13 protein-coding genes are annotated in these 15072 nt (G+C 46.5%); 7 read left to right on the plus strand and 6 right to left on the minus strand.

Translation table 11 applies throughout. The features are described 5' to 3' along the window. Positions 1 to 29: 29 nt before the first annotated feature. From ruvC to aspS, 3 genes are all read right to left on the minus strand, one after another. On the minus strand, positions 30 to 551 hold the full coding sequence (gene ruvC, locus ITG12_RS05730) for a crossover junction endodeoxyribonuclease RuvC (RefSeq protein WP_005426231.1): 522 nt from the start codon (positions 549 to 551) through the stop codon (positions 30 to 32). Positions 552 to 650: 99 nt separating this feature from the next. After that, on the minus strand, positions 651 to 1397 hold the full coding sequence (locus tag ITG12_RS05735) for a YebC/PmpR family DNA-binding transcriptional regulator (RefSeq protein ID WP_038866794.1): 747 nt from the start codon (positions 1395 to 1397) through the stop codon (positions 651 to 653). 144 nt (positions 1398 to 1541) lie between these two features. After that, the gene (aspS, locus tag ITG12_RS05740) at positions 1542 to 3320 is read right to left on the minus strand and encodes an aspartate--tRNA ligase (RefSeq protein ID WP_038875971.1); all 1779 of its coding nucleotides are present in this window, start codon (positions 3318 to 3320) and stop codon (positions 1542 to 1544) included. A 271-nt stretch (positions 3321 to 3591) separates the two neighbouring features. Between aspS and ITG12_RS05745 the strand changes: the two genes are divergently transcribed. The 7 genes from ITG12_RS05745 (at position 3592) to ITG12_RS05775 (ending at position 10186) form a co-directional block, all read left to right on the plus strand. Beyond that, positions 3592 to 4458: a DUF72 domain-containing protein gene (locus ITG12_RS05745; RefSeq protein WP_038875969.1), complete on the plus strand. Its 867-nt coding sequence runs from the start codon at positions 3592 to 3594 to the stop codon at positions 4456 to 4458. A gap of 104 nt (positions 4459 to 4562) precedes the next feature. Next, complete coding sequence (gene cmoA / locus ITG12_RS05750; RefSeq protein WP_038866790.1) at positions 4563 to 5300, plus strand: carboxy-S-adenosyl-L-methionine synthase CmoA; 738 nt, start codon at positions 4563 to 4565, stop codon at positions 5298 to 5300. Positions 5301 to 5405: 105 nt separating this feature from the next. Then, positions 5406 to 6377, plus strand: a complete 972-nt coding sequence (gene cmoB / locus ITG12_RS05755) for a tRNA 5-methoxyuridine(34)/uridine 5-oxyacetic acid(34) synthase CmoB (protein ID WP_038875968.1) — start codon at positions 5406 to 5408, stop codon at positions 6375 to 6377. Positions 6378 to 6597: 220 nt separating this feature from the next. After that, entirely contained in the window at positions 6598 to 7344 is a 747-nt protein-coding gene (locus ITG12_RS05760) for an ATP-dependent zinc protease (RefSeq protein WP_038866788.1), read from the plus strand. An 11-nt stretch (positions 7345 to 7355) separates the two neighbouring features. Continuing rightward, positions 7356 to 8861 (plus strand): inactive transglutaminase family protein, encoded by a 1506-nt coding sequence (locus ITG12_RS05765; protein WP_038866785.1) that lies wholly within the window; start codon positions 7356 to 7358, stop codon positions 8859 to 8861. A gap of 3 nt (positions 8862 to 8864) precedes the next feature. Continuing rightward, positions 8865 to 9833 (plus strand): alpha-L-glutamate ligase-like protein, encoded by a 969-nt coding sequence (locus tag ITG12_RS05770; RefSeq protein WP_038866784.1) that lies wholly within the window; start codon positions 8865 to 8867, stop codon positions 9831 to 9833. A gap of 125 nt (positions 9834 to 9958) precedes the next feature. Beyond that, positions 9959 to 10186, plus strand: a complete 228-nt coding sequence (locus ITG12_RS05775) for a hypothetical protein (protein ID WP_162142535.1) — start codon at positions 9959 to 9961, stop codon at positions 10184 to 10186. Positions 10187 to 10275: 89 nt separating this feature from the next. Here ITG12_RS05775 and ITG12_RS05780 read toward each other — a convergent pair whose 3' ends face one another. The 3 genes from ITG12_RS05780 to ITG12_RS05790 all read right to left on the minus strand — a co-directional run bounded on the left by ITG12_RS05780 (position 10276) and on the right by ITG12_RS05790 (position 15040). Then, on the minus strand, positions 10276 to 11916 hold the full coding sequence (locus tag ITG12_RS05780) for a GMC family oxidoreductase N-terminal domain-containing protein (RefSeq protein WP_038875966.1): 1641 nt from the start codon (positions 11914 to 11916) through the stop codon (positions 10276 to 10278). Beyond that, positions 11903 to 13468 (minus strand): long-chain fatty acid--CoA ligase, encoded by a 1566-nt coding sequence (locus ITG12_RS05785; protein ID WP_248873825.1) that lies wholly within the window; start codon positions 13466 to 13468, stop codon positions 11903 to 11905. Before ITG12_RS05785 ends, ITG12_RS05780 begins: the two co-directional genes overlap by 14 nt. 81 nt (positions 13469 to 13549) lie before the next feature. Further along, positions 13550 to 15040: a coniferyl aldehyde dehydrogenase gene (locus ITG12_RS05790; protein WP_248873826.1), complete on the minus strand. Its 1491-nt coding sequence runs from the start codon at positions 15038 to 15040 to the stop codon at positions 13550 to 13552. Positions 15041 to 15072: the final 32 nt, after the last annotated feature.

A 15072-nucleotide genomic window follows, 5' to 3' on the forward strand; every position in this document is an offset into this window, starting at 1 on the left:
GATGTCTCATTTTTAATACGAGAACACGCTTAACGGTAACGACCTTTTCTTGCGCTGGTTGCTTTGCCTGCGAGCGCCACCAGCGTCTTATTGGTGTTAGCGTGACAAATAGCAACACCCAACGCATCGGCAGCATCGGCTTGAGGTTTTGCTGGCAGCTTAAGCATGTGCTGAACCATATGCTGAACCTGAACTTTGTCTGCACCACCTGTCCCCGTTACCGCTTGTTTAATAAGACGAGCTGCGTACTCATGCACCGGAAGATCCGCATTCACAGCCGCAACAATCGCACTGCCACGCGCCTGCCCTAGCTTTAGTGCAGAATCAGCGTTCTTCGCCATAAACACTTGTTCGATGGCAAACACATCCGGTTGAAACTGGGTGATGATTTCCGTCACGCCTGCGTAGATTTGCTTGAGACGACCTGGCAACTCTTTTTCAGAAGTACGAATACAGCCGCTGCCTAGATATTGTAGATGACGTCCCTGCTGACGAATCACACCGTAACCCGTAATGCGAGAGCCTGGGTCAATGCCCAAAATAATTGACATGAATTTTCCTAAGAAAGCAGATCAAGAACGATCTCTATCTCGTTATTATAATTAATGAAAATAAATGGGAACAGAACGCTCTGTCCCCATTGAGTAATCTTATTCTAATGTGGCTGCCACTTCGTCAGAAATGTCACCGTTGTGATACACCTCTTGAACATCATCCAAGTCTTCTAACGCATCAATCAGACGTAGAAGCTTAGGGGCAGTATCCACGTCCAATTCTGCTTTCGTTGATGGGATTAATGATACTTCTGCATTGTCAGCCTCAAAGCCTGCTGCATCCAAGGCATCTTTGACGCTACCGAAATCAGCTGGTGCCGTGTACACATCAATAGAACCGTCTTCGGATGTTTCGATATCATCGGCGCCGCTCTCAAGCGCCACTTCCATCACTTCGTCTTCATCTAAGCCGGAGGCATAAGAAATCACACCTTTCTTATCGAACAGATAATTAACACTTCCATCTGTACCTAAATTACCGCCAGACTTCGAAAACGCGTGACGCACGCCAGAAACCGTGCGATTGCGATTGTCTGTCATGCATTCAACCATTACGGCGGTGCCACCTGGACCGTATCCTTCGTAGATGACGGTTTCCATGTTGTCATCGCCTTCACCACCGGCACCACGACTGACCGCACGGTTCACCGTGTCTCGCGTCATGTTGTTAGAAAGTGCTTTATCGATAGCAGCTCGTAACCGAGGGTTATTGTCAGCTTCTCCGCCACCCTCTTTCGCGGCGACGACAATTTCACGAATTAACTTGGTAAAGATTTTGCCACGTTTGGCATCTTGCGCAGCTTTACGGTGACGAATATTCGCCCATTTACTATGACCTGCCATGATTCACCTTTTAATTTATTTTGACGTTAATGCTCAGCTTTGATTGCTCAACAACGTTACTTGGGAAAGTGCTCGGAATAATTCTTGGGTTCATTAAAACAAAAACTCCCGCAAGTGCGGGAGTTTTCTTTAAATGTTGTGCGCTTATTCTGCGTCTTTTTCTTTCGCAACAGTCACAGCAATTGCTAGCTCTTCCAGAGCCGCTGGGTTTGCAAGGCTCGGTGCGTCTGTTAGTAGACACGCCGCTGCTGTTGTTTTAGGGAATGCGATAACATCACGGATGTTCTCAGTACCACATAGCAGCATTACTAGACGGTCTAGACCGAATGCAAGACCCGCGTGAGGTGGCGTACCAAATTTCAGCGCTTCCAATAGGAAACCAAACTTCAGTTTTTGCTCGTCTGCATCAATACCTAGGATATCGAATACCGCTGCTTGCATTTCTGCGTTGTGAATACGTACAGAACCACCGCCCACTTCGTAGCCGTTTAGAACCATGTCGTATGCGTTTGAGTTCGCTACTGCTGGGTTCGCTTTTAGCTCTTCCGCAGTCACACCTAGAGGTGATGTGAATGGGTGGTGCATTGCGTGCAGGTTGCCTTCGTCGTCTTCTTCGAACATAGGGAAGTCAACAACCCATAGAGGAGCCCAAGTGCCTTCTTTAGTTAGACCTAGGTCTTTACCAAGTTTAAGACGAAGTGCACCTAGTGCTTCAGCAACGATGTTAGCTTTGTCTGCACCGAATAGGATGATATCGCCAGATTCCGCTTGAGTGCGATCTAGAATACCGTTGATCACGTCTTCGCTTAGGAATTTAGCTACAGGAGATTGGATACCTTCCATGCCTGCTGCACGGTCGTTAACCTTCATCCATGCTAGACCTTTCGCACCGTAGATACCTACAAATTCTGCGTAACCGTCGATTTGCTTACGGGTAAGCTCAGCACCACCTGGTACACGGATAACTGCAACGCGACCTTTCTCGTCGTTTGCTGGACCAGAGAATACTTTGAATTCAACGTCTTTCACTAGGTCAGCAACGTCTACTAGTTCTAGTGGGTTACGTAGGTCTGGCTTGTCAGAGCCGAAACGACGAATCGCTTCGCTGAACGGCATTACTGGGAATTCACCTAAGTCAACGTTCAGTAGCTCTTGCCACATTTCACGAACCATTCTCTCAGTCGTTGCACGAACTTGGTCAGCCGTCATGAATGACGTTTCGATATCGATCTGAGTGAATTCTGGTTGACGGTCAGCACGCAAGTCTTCATCACGGAAACACTTAACGATTTGGTAGTAACGGTCAAAACCAGACATCATTAGAAGCTGTTTGAATAGCTGTGGAGACTGAGGAAGCGCGTAGAAGCTGCCTTTGTGAACACGGCTAGGTACTAGGTAGTCACGAGCGCCTTCTGGTGTCGCTTTTGTTAGTACTGGTGTTTCGATGTCTAGGAAGCCGTTGTCATCTAGGAAACGACGAACAAAGCTAGACGCTTTAGCACGTAGCTTGATGCGGTCGCTCATTTCTGGACGACGTAGATCTAGGTAACGGTACTTCAGACGTTGCTCTTCAGAGTTCTTTTGGTTGAAGTCTAGAGGCAGAACGTCAGAGCGGTTGATGATTTCAAGACCTTTTGCAAGGATCTCAACTTCACCTGTTGCCATGTCTTTGTTTACTTGGCTTTCTGGACGAACGCGAACTTCACCAGTTAGCTTGATACAGAATTCATTACGAAGTGTGTTAGCCACTTCATACGCATCTGCCATATCTGGATCAACAACTACCTGAACGATACCTTCGCGATCTCGCATATCGATAAAAATAAGACCGCCTAAATCACGACGACGGTTAACCCAGCCGCAAAGTTCTACAGTTTGTCCTGCAAGGGACTTGTTCAGGTGACCACAGTAATGGGTACGCATAATGAAATTCCCAATCTCTCAAATATTGTTAACTACGCTCTGTCAGCCTCATTGCCGAGCAGAGTAAAGATCCATTTATACGCTGAAAGCCTATGAAAATCGACTACTCAACATACAATTAAGTGTGTTTTATCATTCATTGGTGGTTTTTAGTACAACAAATGTTCAAAAGCGCACCAAAGCGAAAAATTGGTGGGGATTATAGCGTGAAATTACCCATTTCAGCAAAACTCTCGTAAAGTGGGCTCAGGAAAAAACGTAAAGCAGAGATATGGATAATTTACCCCTTCGACTTGGATTGACCATGTGGTCGCACAACCAATGGCAACAAAGCTTTTATGGCAGCGGAACCAAGCCCGCAGAGCGACTCGAAAAGTACGCGCAGGTGTTCCATACCGTAGAGGGCAACACCACCTTTTATGCCACACCGACGCTCAACACGGTGCAAAACTGGAAAGCCGCGACTCACGACAATTTCAAATTCACCTTTAAGTTGCCAAAAGCCATTACTCACGAGCAGATGCTCAGAGGTTGCGACGAGCAGTTACGTGACTTTATGAAGGTCATGGAACCGCTTCATGAGCGTGTCGGGCAATGGACGATTCAGCTCCCTGCTGCTTTTGGCCCCGACTATCTTGATAGGTTGAAGAAGTTCTGTGCTAGCTTTCCACCGAATTTTCCACTTGGAGTGGAAGTTCGCCATATGGCGTTTTTCTCCAAAGGTGAAGAAGAACGTGCGTTGAATCAATGGCTACTTGAGAGTGGCATTGACCGCATTATCATGGACAGCCGCCCAGTGTTCGCCGCGCAGCCGACGACCGAAGCGGTGAACGATGCCCACCAGAAAAAGCCTCGCGTTCCAGTTCATGCAATTGCGACTGCTAAGCACCCGATGATTCGCTTTATCGGTCATCCCGACATGGAAGACAACCTGCGCTTTTTCGAACCTTGGTTGCAGAAGTTACCGATGTGGATTGAACAAGGCATTCAACCTTACTTGATGATTCACACGCCAGATAACGTCTTAGCACCAGAACTGGCTGAAAAGCTTTATAAGCAGCTACAACTTAAGCTTTCGCTGCCCAATTTGTCTTCGTTTCCTGCCAATGATGGCAACTCACAAATACAAATGTTTTAGGTAAGCTTATAATTAAGCAAATGACAGAGGCGCGAATTTCCCATAAAATACGCGCCTTTTTTGATGCCTGACGTTTCGGGCAGCTTGTATGCAGAGATTTGGTTATGAACCCTAACAGCAATCCAGATACTATTTTTTCGGCTCCAATCGATAAAATTGGGGATTTCACGTTCGATGAACGCGTAGCGGAAGTTTTCCCTGACATGATTCAACGATCGGTGCCGGGTTACAGCAACATCATTTCTGCCATTGGTATGTTGGCAGAGCGTTTTGTTAAACCTCACTCAAACATCTACGATCTAGGCTGTTCTTTGGGTGCTGCTACGCTGTCTATGCGTCGTCATATCAAACAAGAAGGTTGTCAAATCATTGCAGTGGACAACTCTCCTGCGATGGTTGAGCGCTGTAAGCTTCATGTAAACGCCTACCGAAGTGACACGCCAGTTGATGTGGTAGAAGCGGATATCCGCGATATTGAAATCGAAAACGCGTCGGTTGTGGTATTGAACTTCACACTGCAATTCCTTTCTCCAGAAGACCGCTACGCGCTATTGGAGAAAATCTACGCGGGTTTGCGCCCAGGTGGCATTTTGATTCTGTCTGAGAAGTTTGTGTTTGAAGATGAAGTGTCTAACGAGCTGTTGATTGACCTTCACCACGACTTTAAACGTGCAAATGGCTACAGCGAACTTGAGATCAGCCAAAAGCGCAGCGCAATTGAAAACGTGATGCGCCCTGATTCGAAGAAAGATCATAAAGAGCGTTTCGCGAAAATTGGTTTCTCAAGCTACGACGTTTGGTTCCAGTGCTTTAACTTCGGTTCGATGTTTGCGATTAAATAGCGAGAAGCGAGAAGCGAGAAGCGAGAAGCGAGAAGCGAGAAGCGAGAAAGTCTTAACGTTTCGCATTTAGTGTCAATTTTTTAATTTATTACTCAGTGAAAAACTATGTTTAATTTTGCTAATTTTTATCAGTTAATCGCGCAAGACACTCGTCTTCAGCCGTGGCTAAACGTATTACCTCAACAGTTAACAGATTGGCAAAATGCTGAGCACGGTGATTTTGGTCGCTGGCTAAAAGCGCTGAACAAGATCCCACAAGGTGCACCAAACCAAGTGGACATCAAAAACTCAGTGACCATCAGCAACGATACGCCTTTTCATGAAGGTGAGCTGAAAAAGCTAGAAAGCCTGCTGCGTACGTTCCACCCGTGGCGCAAAGGTCCATACACAGTGCACGGTATTCATATCGATACTGAATGGCGCAGTGACTGGAAATGGGATCGTGTTCTACCGCACATCTCACCTCTGAAAAACCGCAGTGTGCTCGATGTAGGTTGTGGTAACGGCTACCACATGTGGCGCATGCTGGGTGAAGGTGCACGCTTAACGGTTGGTATCGATCCTTCTCACCTGTTCCTAATTCAGTTCGAAGCGATTCGTAAGTTGATGGGCGATGACCAACGTGCTCACCTTCTTCCATTAGGTATTGAACAACTACCAAAGTTAGAAGCATTCGACACTGTATTTAGTATGGGCGTCCTTTACCACCGCCGCTCCCCACTGGATCACTTGGTGCAACTGAAAGACCAGTTAGTGGCAGGCGGTGAGCTTGTACTAGAGACACTAGTGATTGAAGGCGATGAGAACGCCGTATTGGTTCCGACTTCTCGTTACGCGCAAATGCGTAATGTGTATTTCTTTCCTTCAGCGAAAGCACTAAAAGTTTGGCTAGAATTGGTTGGCTTTAAAGACGTTCGTATCGTAGATGAGAATGTAACGTCAGTCGGAGAACAACGTACTACTGACTGGATGACACATAACTCACTGCCTGACTACCTTGATCCAAACGACCCAACGAAAACCGTTGAAGGCTACCCTGCCCCTCGTCGTGCGGTACTTGTCGCAACTAAGCCATAATTAACTGAGATTTCTGACATTGTCTTAACTCACTCCTTCCTTTAAGACATTAACCTCTCTTCAATCTAATTAAGGATGCATATTGCGTCCTTAATTTTTTAGCTTTTCGTCACTATTCCTCACTCTGTAAGAGACTGCGAGAGATTCTTACTTGTGAGCCTTTGGCGATAACGCTAAACTCTTAAAAAACAAACAACTTAATCCAATCCCAAGGTTTTCAATGTTTATACGATTGACTCCGGTTGTTGCAATCGCCCTATTGTCAGGATGTACCCTTACAAAAGGCGAACAGTACCACCAAGAAACGTTAGCCGCTATTCAAGCTTCAGAGACGAATTTCAATACTCGCGTTACCAACTTAGAGCTTCAACTTAGTAACCAATCGGATTACATCGAAAGTTTAGAAGGCCAAGTGGATAAGTTAAATGGCGAACTCAATACCTTCCGTAAAGAAGCGATGGACGAAGTAAGAAAGCCGAAAGAGCCTATTATCGTTCAAGCTCCTGCGCCTGTTCAGGCGACTCCTACTCATGACATTGTCCTGGGCTCCATAGAGCGAGTGACTATTGACTCCATCAAACAAACTTTCGATGCACGTGTCGATACTGGCGCAGCAACGTCTTCATTAAATGCAGTCGATATTGAAGAATTCGAAAGAAATGGCAAAAACTGGGTGCGTTTCCATCTTGCTGACAATACCAAGTCAGATGAAGAGAAAGACATTTGGATTGAAGCGCCAATTATTCGCTACGTGAAAATCCGTCAAGCAACCACTGAAGAACTAGAGCGTCGAGCTGTTGTTGAACTTTGGGTGCGCGTTGGAAAAATTCATGAAAAAGCGCAATTTACGTTGGCAGATCGTTCTCAAATGAACCATCCTGTGTTACTAGGAAGAGAGTTTATGCGCGACATCGCACTCGTTGATGTGAGCCGTAAATACGTTCAAACGGAAGAAGATAAAAAATAATAAGGTAGATTATGACGTCCAGAATACCGTTTTACCTGTCAATCATCCTGTTGGTGATTGCAGGCATCGCTTTGAGTGTTTTCAGACATCAGAATTACGGCGTACCTTGGACTCCAGGTGAAACACGTCAAATTTGGGATGTTGAAGCCCGTATCGAATTTAATGCGAATGGCAACGAAGTAAAAGCTTCTCTTGCTGCGCCGCATACTCAAAATGGTTACACCCTGATTGGTGAATCAGCATCGTCTCCAGGTTACGGCGTTTCTTACGTCAACTCAGACTCTGGTCGTCGTGCAGAATGGTCAATCCGTCAAGCAAGTGGCCCACAAACTATTTACTACAAAGCCCAGTTCTTAGTTGACCCACAAGCAAAAGTGGATGAACAGCCACCTGCAGGTGAAATCACAAAACCTACCCTTTCAGCGCCGCAACAAGCCGCCGCAAATGCATTGATTGAACGTGCAATGAGCCGCTCAGCAGACAATGTCACCTTTGCTCGCGAGCTGATCAAAACGCTAAACGATCCAGACAGCCAAAACTCAGCGCTGATTCTTAATGACTTTGATCGTACCGATGCATTACACAAGATCCTACTGACTGCTGGAGTGCAAAGCAAAATCGTTGGTGTAATCGAATTAGAAGACGGCCGCCGTCGTCAAGCTATTCAGCCTATGGTTCAGGTATGGTCGGGGGAAGAATGGGTTCTCTTCTCGCCAAATTCAGAGCAAGCCGCAGCACAACCTAACCTTCTCGTATGGGATGAATCGAACGTTTCCCTACTTGACTTAGTTGGCGGTAAAAACAGCCAAGTTCACTTCTCTATGATTAAGCAGGAAGTGACTCCACAGCAAGCCACTGACAATAAAGTGGAAGCGGATGGCCTACTCAACCTTTCTATCCATAGTTTGCCACTTGAAGAGCAAGCCATGTTTAAGACCATCATGTTGATCCCAATCGGCGCACTGATTGTTGTGTTCCTGCGTGTCATCATCGGTCTGAAAACTTCGGGTACCTTCATGCCAGTATTGATTGCGGTTGCCTTTGTTCAAACGCAACTGGTAACTGGTATTGTCGGCTTCCTATTAATTGTCGGTACTGGCTTGATAATACGAAGTTACCTCTCGAGGCTTAACTTACTTCTGGTTGCAAGGATATCCGCCGTAATCATAACCGTAATTATGATCATCTCGGTCTTCACCGTAGTCGCGTTCAAGATTGGCCTAACAGAAGGTCTAACAATTACGTTCTTCCCTATGATCATCTTGTCATGGACGATCGAACGTATGTCGATTCTATGGGAAGAAGAAGGTGCGAAAGAAGTAGTTCTTCAAGGTGGTGGTTCACTACTAACCGCTGTCTTGGTTTACCTAGCGATGACGAACGTTTATATCCAACACTTAACGTTTAACTTCATTGGCCTACAACTGATTGTTCTTGCAGGCATCCTATTACTAGGTACTTACACAGGCTACCGTCTAACAGAGCTACGTCGATTTAAGCCACTAGCGGAGGACTAAACGATGTTTGAACGTTTCACTTCGCCAGCAAAGCTTCGCCATAAAGGCATTATGGGGATGAACAAGCGTAACCATAGCTATATTGGTCGCTACAATGATCGCTCAAAATACCCGTTGGTGGATGACAAGCTAAAGACAAAAATCATTGCTGAAGCAGCAGGTGCGACAGTGCCTGCTCTTATCGGCGTGATTGACAGCCAAGCTGAAGTCAAAAAGATCCACAAGATGGTATTGGACTGGCCAGGTTTTGTAATCAAGCCAGCGCAAGGAAGTGGTGGTAAGGGTATCCTTGTTATCACTTCGCACAAAGATGGCGTTTACACCAAGCCATCTGGTGCAACCATCAATAAAGAGGATGTAGAGCGCCATATCAGTAACGCACTGGCTGGTCTGTTTTCTCTAGGTGGTAAGAATGACGTTGCAGTCGTAGAAAACCTAATCAAGTTCGATGACTGTTTTGATGGTTTCAGTTACGAAGGCGTGCCTGACGTTCGTATTATCGTCTTTAAAGGCTACCCAGTGATGGCAATGATGCGCTGCTCTACTGCAGCCTCAGATGGCAAGGCCAACCTTCACCAAGGTGCAGTAGGTGTTGGTATTGATATTGCGACAGGCAAAGCCATTCGTGCGGTGCAATTTGACCAACCTGTTACGCATCACCCAGATACTGGCAAAGATCTATCAACCCTACAAGTACCTCATTGGGAGCGCTTATTAGAGCTTGCATCGAGTGCGTGGGAAATGACAGGACTTGGTTACATGGGTACTGACATGGTGTTGGACAAAGAAGAAGGACCAATGGTGTTGGAGTTGAACGCTCGTCCGGGTTTGGCTATTCAAATCGCCAACGGCGCGGGTTTGCTACCTCGTTTAAAACACATTGAAAACCTTGGTATGCCGGCCGAATATCCAAAACCAAAAGAGCGCGTTGCTTACGCTGCTGAACAGTTTGGTTCTAAATCTCAGTTCTAATCTCTTAGCTAGCAGCTATTAACGTAGCTGCTAGCTAACCTTTCATATTTGAGCTCTATCGCTCGCTTTCTAAGTAATTCATCACTTCTATCACTGCAATCGATGATCCAGCTAACAGATTACACATGGATCGTTTCTTTTTTTCTCATACTTTTGCTTATCATGTCGTCTCCCCCTTACTCAACTCAAGAGGTTGGGCGATGCTAACAAAAGAAATTAATAACAATGAAACACCGCTTGTTGAACAAGAGAACTTTGATCAACATTTACAACGTTTGTCGGAAATCTCTGTCCAAGCACTTGATGAGCTTGCTGAAATGATCGAAACCGGAAACGACTTTTCAGAAGAATAGCACTTACCTTTTCGCTTTTAAGTGCCTGCTAATAAGCCGAGACTGTTGTCCTACAACCTCGGCTTATTTTATTTTTTGAAGGGTGTAACTTATATCGAAGCGGTGGCTTGCTTCTCAATACTCTCATCTAAGCGATAACTAGCTTTGATGGTATCCGCCACTTTCTCCGCGATCATAATGGTTGGCGCATTGGTATTCCCGCCCACTAGCGTCGGCATAATCGACGCGTCGACAACTCTTAGTGCCTCTAATCCATAAACCTTAAGATTGCTATCTACCACGGCGAAAGGATCGTTCGCCATACCCATTTTGCAGGAGCCTACGGGATGATATTGGGTATCCGCTCGATTACGAATATCTTGCTCGATGGCTTTCTCATCGTTCGCATCCACAGGATAAAAGCTGGCCCCGCGTATGTCATCAAACGCTTGGCTTTCCAGCATTTGGTGTTGCTTCTTCCAGCCTTTAATCATGATTTCCATGTCTTCAGGGTGACTGAAAAAAGCAGGGTCAATCTTTGGTACATCATAAGGGTTTGCACTGTTTAGCTTAACCGTCCCAATACTTTTCGGTCGAAGTAACGTCACATGCGAACTAAACCCGTGACTAGCGTGGATCTTACGAGCGTGATCGTCAACCACCGCCACCACAAAGACAAACTCTAGATCGGGCACGTCGACATCATCACCTGAACGCAAGAACCCTATACCTTCTGCAAAATTACTGGTCATTTTCCCATTACGTGTTTTCATCCACTGTGGTAAAGCCTTAGTCATTTCGGATGCCATTTTGAGTGATACACCAAACGTATCTCGCTTCGCGCTGCTCCGGTAAGTATGAACCAAATCAATATGATCCTGCAGATTCTCCCCGACACCGGGCAATTCATGGATTTGCTCGATTCCGTGGGATTCTAATTCTTTCTTTGCCCCCACACCTGAAAGCATCAGGATCTGCGGAGAGCCAAACGCCCCAGCTGAAAGAATCACTTCTTTCGTGCATTTGATCTGAAAGCTCTGTCCTTTCAGACCATACTCAACTCCAACAGCTCGATTTCCTTCAAACAACACTTTATGAGTCGTCGCTTTGGTCAAGACAGTCAGATTAGGTCGGTTCAGGTTTGGAGTCAGATAGGCTTTTGCGGCGCTGCATCGCTCCCCATTACGCTGCGTTACTTGGGTTGGCATAACACCAAACTGGTCGGCTCCGTTGATATCGTGATTACGAGGTATACCTATCGACTCACAAGCGGTTAAATAACGCTCAAGAACATCACTTGGCGAGCGTAAGTTCGCGACGTTCAGTGGCCCACCTTGCCCGTGAAATTCATCATGATGGACTTCGTTATTTTCGGCTTTCTTGAAGTACGGCAGGCAATCTTGATAGCTCCACCCTTCATTCCCAAGGCTTGCCCAAAGATCGTAGTCGTATCGGTGTCCTCTGGCATACATCATCGCATTGATCGAACTCGAGCCACCTAACGTCTTGCCCCTTGGTTGATAACCCTTGCGACCATTCAAGCCCGATTGAGGAATGGTTTCAAAACCCCAGTTGTTTATTTTGGTTGGCATCATCGCTACGACACCAACCGGCGTATGAATAAAGGGACTTGAATCCGGCCCGCCCGCTTCCAACAAGCATACAGTGACATTAGGATCTTCAGTGAGTCGAGACGCTAAAACACATCCGGCTGAACCACCGCCCACAATAATAAAATCATAACTGTCCATCATCTACCTCCGCGACATCTAAAGGGTGAAGCTCTCGCTTTAAAATCTTGCCTGTGGCGGTCATAGGCAGTGCTTTACGAATGAAAACACGGCGTGGGTATTTGTAGTCAGCAAGTTGTTCACGGCACCAAGCGATTAAAGTGTCAGGGCTACAATGCGCATCTTGATGAAGCACGACATGGGCATGAACTTCTTCACCTAGGCGGTCATCATGCTCACCAACAACAGCCACCATCTCTACATCGGGGTGGCACATCAAGACTTCTTCAATCTCACGCGGATACACGTTGTAGCCACCGCGAATAATCATGTCTTTAACGCGGTCGACAATGAACAAGTTGCCGTGTTTATCCACTCGTCCAATATCGCCCGTTAAGAACCAACCATCGCGCAACGCCTCACGAGTTGCTTCTGGTCGTCCGTAATAGCCTTTCATTACACTTGGGCTTTTTATGCAGACTTCCCCTAATTCACCCACGGCTTGGGCGTGACCTTTTACGTCCGCAATCTTAATCACGTAGCCACATAATGGTTGTCCGACACTGCCTGGTAGTCGGTCTCCATCACTATGATTAAACGTGGCCACTGGTGCGGTTTCTGATAATCCATAACCCTCCAATACTGGCAGTTCAAAGCGTTGTTCAAATTGACGAATCACTTCTACAGGCATAGAAGCCCCACCAGACACTCCTATGCGAAGACTGTGCTTTACTAATTCGGAATGCTCCGGAGATTGCTCACCCGCTCTGAGTAATGCGATGTACATTGTAGGCACACCTGCAAACACGCTGACTTTATGCTGGATGATTTGTTCAATCACAAACTTTGGCTCAAAGCGCGGGATCAACACCATAGTAGAGCCTGTCAGCACACTGGCATTCATCATCACGGTCTGACCAAAACTGTGGAACAGAGGCAAGGTTGCCATGGTGGTATCACTGTATTCCAACCGCATCAGATATTGGGAAGACATAGCGTTCGTTAACATGTTGGTGTGAGATAACTCCGCCCCTTTCGGCTGACCAGTCGTGCCTGAGGTATAAAGAATAACGGCGGTATCGTCACCATTTCTGCTGATTGACTCGAATAGCTTATTGTCTTGCATAAGCCAAGCATCAACAGCGTGCTCTTCTTCTCTGCATCGTTCTGACAAAGAGATAAAGTGTTCGCACTGCTCAGCTTCAGAGAAACCGTGTCTACCGTAGCTTCCCATTGGCAGCTCTTCGCTTCCTTCAAAGCAGAAATACGCTTTTGCATCAGAGTCGTTGAGGTGGTAAGCAATCTCACGGCCTTTAAACAGCACATTTAAAGGAACTACGACACAGCCTGCTTTTAAAATCCCGTAATACACGATTGGGAAGTAAGTAATGTTTGGACAAGACAGTGCAACTTTGTCACCAACTCTTAGTCCAAGTCGATTTAGGTTCGTAGCAATATTGCCTGCAAATTTGTCGAGCAGTGCGTAGTTGATTTCATCATCGCCCATCCTGAGCGCAGCTTTTGAAGGAAAGAGCGCAGCACTGCGCTCCAGATTGACAGCAAGGTTGTGCATCCATGATCTCCTTTGGTCGCAAGGCAGCCAGCGAGCACTGGCTGCTGAAGATTCTTTATGTAGAGAGGTAAGTATTGAGGGTTATGAGTGCTTGTTTAAATCTGGGTCGGGTTTGCCCGTAAACACTCGCAGTACCAGCTTCTGCACCATGTTGCCATATGGCGGTGCAAACAACTGAATCGGGAACCAATCGCGCATTTTTAGTACCGTGCGCGCATGGCTGAGTTCGCGAAAACCTTCTTCTCCATGGTAATTACCAATGCCGGAGTTACCCACGCCACCAAATGGCACTGAATGGTTGAGTACATGCCACCCCCAGTCGTTGATCGTGACACCACCACTATGGGTTTGAGTAAGCAAGATTTCGCGTTGCGCGGCATTATTGCTAAATAAGTAACATGCTAGCGGTCGTGGCCTCTCGATAATGTATTGAATTACCTCATCGAGAGAACGGTAAGTGTGAATAGGAAGAAGCGGGCCAAAGATTTCCTCTTGGCAAATACGCATTTCGGGTGTCAGGTTGGTAGCGATGTACAGCGGTGTTTTACGCCCTTCACCATAGTCGAGGCATTGAGTGATAGTCGCCCCTTTATCACGTGCATCCGCCAGTAGATCGTGGAATCGTTTGTGCTGGGCATCATCGACTAACGCGGTGTAATCCTGATTGGCTTTGATCTCTCCGTACATGGTTTGATGTGCGTGCTTTAACGCCTCAACAAACGCTGCTTGCTTACCTTCTGGTACAAACGCGTAATCTGGTGCGATACAAATTTGCCCTGAATTAAAACCTTTACCATGAGCAATGCGCTCTGCGGCTTTTGCAACGTCATAATCATCAAATACCACCACAGGGGATTTACCACCTAGCTCTAAGGTCACAGGCGTTAGATTCGCTGCCGCATTGGCCATGATGACTTTTCCGCTGGCTGGCGACCCAGTGAACACAAGGTGATCAAAAGGTAGATGAGAGATTTCCATCGCCTCTGGGTGGTTGCCATCCACAATACAAACTAAGTTCTCAGGGAATATTTCGCCTAACATACGACGCATTTGTCGAGTGGTTGCCGGGCAATTTGGTGGCATTTTAATCATGCAGCGATTACCCGCAGCCAACGCAGTGATCATAGGACCAATCGACAGATAAAGCGGGAAATTCCAAGGACAGATGATACCAACTACCCCTTTTGGTTGATAACGCACTTCCAGCTTATTGCCCTTGAATAACCACTCTGTTGGTCTTCGACTTGGCTTCATCCAACCTTTAAGGTGGCGAACAACATGGTTGATATCGAGGATAGGCGCAAGCACATCAGCCATAATGGACTCGGTGTGACTCCGGCCACCAAAATCTTCACTCATCGCGTCTGCCAAGACATCTTGATAACGGGACAACTGTTTCTTTAACGCCAAGAGTCGGTGCTTTCTCACCGCAAATGTCGCGTTCGGCTCAGCTTGGTATGCAGACTGTAATTCCGAGAACCACATGGTGAGCTCACCGACTAAAGGATCATTGGTTGCAAACGTGCCTTGTTCGCGTTGTATTTCCTTATTTTGCGTTGCCAGTACATTCATGTTTCTCTCCTACCGTGCATTTTATTCAATTA

Source organism: Vibrio sp. ED002, from assembly GCF_023277445.1.
Taxonomy (GTDB): Bacteria; Pseudomonadota; Gammaproteobacteria; order Enterobacterales; family Vibrionaceae; genus Vibrio; species Vibrio jasicida.

Bases quoted from the DNA above. Each gene is read 5' to 3' on its own strand.
- ITG12_RS05780 (WP_038875966.1), bottom strand. From the start codon at position 11,916: ATGGACAGTTATGATTTTATTATTGTGGGCGGTGGTTCAGCCGGATGT.
- ITG12_RS05745 (WP_038875969.1), top strand. From the start codon at position 3,592: ATGGATAATTTACCCCTTCGACTTGGATTGACCATGTGGTCGCACAAC.
- ITG12_RS05785 (WP_248873825.1), bottom strand. From the start codon at position 13,468: ATGCACAACCTTGCTGTCAATCTGGAGCGCAGTGCTGCGCTCTTTCCT.
- cmoB (WP_038875968.1), top strand. From the start codon at position 5,406: ATGTTTAATTTTGCTAATTTTTATCAGTTAATCGCGCAAGACACTCGT.
- ITG12_RS05735 (WP_038866794.1), bottom strand. From the start codon at position 1,397: ATGGCAGGTCATAGTAAATGGGCGAATATTCGTCACCGTAAAGCTGCG.
- ITG12_RS05775 (WP_162142535.1), top strand. From the start codon at position 9,959: ATGGATCGTTTCTTTTTTTCTCATACTTTTGCTTATCATGTCGTCTCC.
- cmoA (WP_038866790.1), top strand. From the start codon at position 4,563: ATGAACCCTAACAGCAATCCAGATACTATTTTTTCGGCTCCAATCGAT.
- aspS (WP_038875971.1), bottom strand. From the start codon at position 3,320: ATGCGTACCCATTACTGTGGTCACCTGAACAAGTCCCTTGCAGGACAA.
- ITG12_RS05770 (WP_038866784.1), top strand. From the start codon at position 8,865: ATGTTTGAACGTTTCACTTCGCCAGCAAAGCTTCGCCATAAAGGCATT.
- ITG12_RS05790 (WP_248873826.1), bottom strand. From the start codon at position 15,040: ATGAATGTACTGGCAACGCAAAATAAGGAAATACAACGCGAACAAGGC.
- ruvC (WP_005426231.1), bottom strand. From the start codon at position 551: ATGTCAATTATTTTGGGCATTGACCCAGGCTCTCGCATTACGGGTTAC.
- ITG12_RS05765 (WP_038866785.1), top strand. From the start codon at position 7,356: ATGACGTCCAGAATACCGTTTTACCTGTCAATCATCCTGTTGGTGATT.
- ITG12_RS05760 (WP_038866788.1), top strand. From the start codon at position 6,598: ATGTTTATACGATTGACTCCGGTTGTTGCAATCGCCCTATTGTCAGGA.